The sequence below is a fragment of the Piscibacillus sp. B03 genome (assembly GCF_052246295.1).
Taxonomy (GTDB): domain Bacteria; phylum Bacillota; class Bacilli; order Bacillales; family Alkalibacillaceae; genus Piscibacillus.
In genome coordinates this window covers 1-3216 of record NZ_JBQQCO010000064.1, presented here as the reverse complement: position 1 = coordinate 3216, position 3216 = coordinate 1, and the positions used below count along the sequence as shown (strand labels likewise).

The following is a 3216-nucleotide window of genomic DNA, read 5'->3' as shown; positions in this document are numbered from 1 at the left end:
ATGGAATATCGGTATGAATTATCAGCAGCATATTCCAAAAGTAACAGGCTTAGCCAAAGTTGAAACACCGGCTGGCCCGATGCATTGGCTCATTGAACGAGCCCAAATGGGACAAAACTTTATAGGTTATTTAAAAAATAAGCTTTATCGTTGGCGACATCATTATGAAGAAGCGGGTTCATTTAATGTTAACCGCCTGAATATTGAAAACCCTATTGTTGTTTTATTTTGCTCCACATTTAAAATGGCTGAACGTATCCATTATGAACTCATCCTGGATCAATTACCGTATCAAGTATTAGTGTGTGTGGAGGAGGATTACTTAGCCAAAGATGATTTATCACAAGCCTTTTATGAACCATCTGGAACAACGTTAAAACCTGTCGCATTGCCATTTTTGCAAAGTGATGCTTAATTGAATATTGTCAGTTGCATTAAAGATTAAGCCGTGCTAATATATTAACTAAGTTGTGATTCTAATCCTCTCCGATTAAGTCACAGCCAACCTATATAGTTGGTGATTTGTTAACTCAAATCACTCTTTTCAAAAGTAGTTTGTTATATTGAGAAGGAGCGTCCGTCAAACCTCCTTCTCGCCCTTAAAATAATTCAATAATATTGTGTACGGGAGCGACCCGACTTTGAACTTAGGTGAAGAATACCTAAGTTTAAAGTCGGGTTTTTTCATTTGAAAGGATATCGATTTGTATGGAAAGAGTTTTGTTAGCAATAGGAGAAGAGAATTTTAGTCGTATTATCAGAGAGAAAACTTCAACATTGTTTGATGTCATTGAACGGGATGTCTATCACTGGGATTATTTAGATAATAGCATCATAGAGTATCGTCCAGATATTGTCATCATTCATGATTACTATCTAGAACATAGATTCCAAAACGATAAAGATAAAGAGTCGTTTATTCTAGAATTATTTCAATCATTCCGAGAGCGTTTCGACGATAGTGTACGTATAGTCTACATTTGCGAGCGTGACAAACAAGATCCGTTCTTATCGCAGTTAGTTAGTTTAAATGTGTTAGATATTTTTAACGAGCGTTCATTTTCCACTAAAGACTTTTTAAATCAGTTACAAGAACGACCTAAATACTCTAATGTTAAGAAGTTTGTTAATCACGATTCCGTAACTAAAATTCCTTCCTCAACAAAAGATGAACCGGATAACGAATCAGTGAATGATGAAATTGATTCCAATGAATCCACCGAACCTAAAGTGAAAACAAAAGTGGTCAAGGAAAAGGTCATTAAGGAAAAAGTTGTTTATAAAGATAATGTCATACATACACCTAGTAAGTTAATAGGCGTTGTTAATGTTACAAGTAAAGCGGGTTCATCGTTTTTAACAACGTTAATAGCGAAAGCATTATCAGAACACGACATCTCTGTAACAGTTACTGACCAACCTTTTTACCAAGAAGGTAAAACCTATTTATTTCATTTATTAGGTCTTCATATGTCGTTTGAATCCTATTTTTCCATTCACCAATCCTATCGACGATTTGAAGATCTTACAAAACATAATGTACCTAATCAAACTCATGATGGAATCAATTGGCAAGTGGTCAATCCAGAACATCGTGATGACATAACAGATTGGGAAAGAAACGAAACACTAGATTTAACTCGATTGTTTTCTGATCATGTAACGTTAATTGATTTGGGATATATGTCTTTAAAAGATACAGATGAAGTTAGGTTGCTACATTACTTAGATCATGTAGTGTTTGTTTCGTCCGTTATACCTCATGATATAGACGCTAATCATCAACGAATAGAATATGTCCAAAAACATTTAAATGACTTAAATGCTAAAGTCGTTCTGAATAAATGGTCAGACGAATTAAAGAAACAAGGACTAACAAGTTTATTCGATAAAAAGCAATCCTTAAGCATGCCGATTTTAGACGAGAGTGTATTAATTCAGAGTTTTTATAATAGGACGATTCCTTATGAATTTGTCTTGGAGAATGAACAAGCTGAGGAAGTAATACGAGACCTAGTTCAATCCTTTGTGCCTCACTTAACTTGGAAGGGACGAAAAAAAGGATTATTTAAACGATTAATATCAAAAGCGTAATGGAGGGGAATTATGAAGAAGTTTAAGGGGATTGTTGTTGCTGTTGCCTTTTTAGTAATTGGGTTAGGTACTGTTTATGGCTTTGAACAGATACAAGATACATTGAATACCGATAATGTTGTGGTTCTGAGCCAAGATTTGTCTTTTAAAGACAAAATAACTGAAGAACATCTAGAAGTGAAGGCTATACCTATTGAACATATTACTGATAATGCCATCAAGCCTAGTGAAGCAAATAAAATCATTGGCGGTTATGCAGCCATCGATATACCGTCGGGATTTCAGATAACTGAAACTTTTGTAGATCACCATGATTTAGTTCCAGATGAATCTAAAGGTGAGTTTATTGCACCAATACCAGAAGACTGGATTTTTGCTACACCAGGTACTTTACGTAGAAGCTATATCGCAGATTTTTATACCGTTTCTGTGAAAGAGCAAGGAGACCTCTTAGAACAAGCATTAGATAAATATGATACAGATGAACTTTCTGATGTTGACTTGTCTCAGTTTAAAAATACGGTTTAGACAAGTTCTGAGCCACTGTTACGAAATGTCCGAGTGGCACACGTACGTGATCGTAATAATCAAGAAATTCAAACAGTCGGCGAGGGGGAAACGGTAGGTTCGAGTGGTGTTATTTCTAACTTAGAAATAATAGCGAATGAAAAGGTTTTAAAGGCCATTCAAGATGCTGTACAAGAAGGTGAACGTATATATGTCGTTTATCAATTTGAGCGCAGTGATGAAGTAAAAGAGACGGAAATTGTTGGCGAAGATAAAGATGATTAAAAAGGGGGTTGCATTATGAAAGTAACATTGTTAACAAACGAACATTCATTAGTGGCTGAAGCTAAACGACAGTTTGACGATGTATCAAGTTATAACTTGCCTAGTCATATAAGTGGTGATGGTGATCTATTGATTGTAACAGATGATGTTCTGGCTCACCAAAGCTTTGAAGAAAACCGTTCTTTATTCCATCAGTTTAGGTATACCTTTTATGTTCCGTTATTACACAAGCATTTATTGGAAAGAGTTATTCAACCTTTTTGTCATGGTTATGGCATTCACTTAATATCGCAAAACCTTACTGAACGCCAGATCATTGAACAAATTGTT

Annotated in this window: 4 protein-coding genes and 1 pseudogene; all 5 read left to right on the top strand. The window is 35.2% G+C overall.

The genetic code is table 11. The features are described from left to right. A pseudogene (locus ACTWQB_RS16965) lies at positions 1-415 on the top strand (hypothetical protein); the annotation flags it as partial. A gap of 293 nt (positions 416-708) precedes the next feature. After that, a complete protein-coding gene (locus ACTWQB_RS16960) occupies positions 709-2094 on the top strand; it encodes a hypothetical protein (protein WP_443140341.1) in 1386 nt (461 codons plus the stop codon). Positions 2095-2106: 12 nt separating this feature from the next. Next, the gene (locus ACTWQB_RS16955) at positions 2107-2622 is read left to right on the top strand and encodes an SAF domain-containing protein (RefSeq protein ID WP_443140340.1); all 516 of its coding nucleotides are present in this window, start codon (positions 2107-2109) and stop codon (positions 2620-2622) included. 33 nt (positions 2623-2655) lie between these two features. Then, positions 2656-2886: a hypothetical protein gene (locus ACTWQB_RS16950; RefSeq protein ID WP_443140339.1), complete on the top strand. Its 231-nt coding sequence runs from the start codon at positions 2656-2658 to the stop codon at positions 2884-2886. A gap of 15 nt (positions 2887-2901) precedes the next feature. Then, a partial coding sequence (locus ACTWQB_RS16945; protein ID WP_443140338.1) for a hypothetical protein occupies positions 2902-3216 on the top strand: 315 nt, incomplete at its 3' end.

Excerpts from the sequence above, each read along its gene's own strand:
- ACTWQB_RS16960 (WP_443140341.1), top strand. The coding sequence starts at position 709 with ATGGAAAGAGTTTTGTTAGCAATAGGAGAAGAGAATTTTAGTCGTATT.
- ACTWQB_RS16955 (WP_443140340.1), top strand. The coding sequence starts at position 2,107 with ATGAAGAAGTTTAAGGGGATTGTTGTTGCTGTTGCCTTTTTAGTAATT.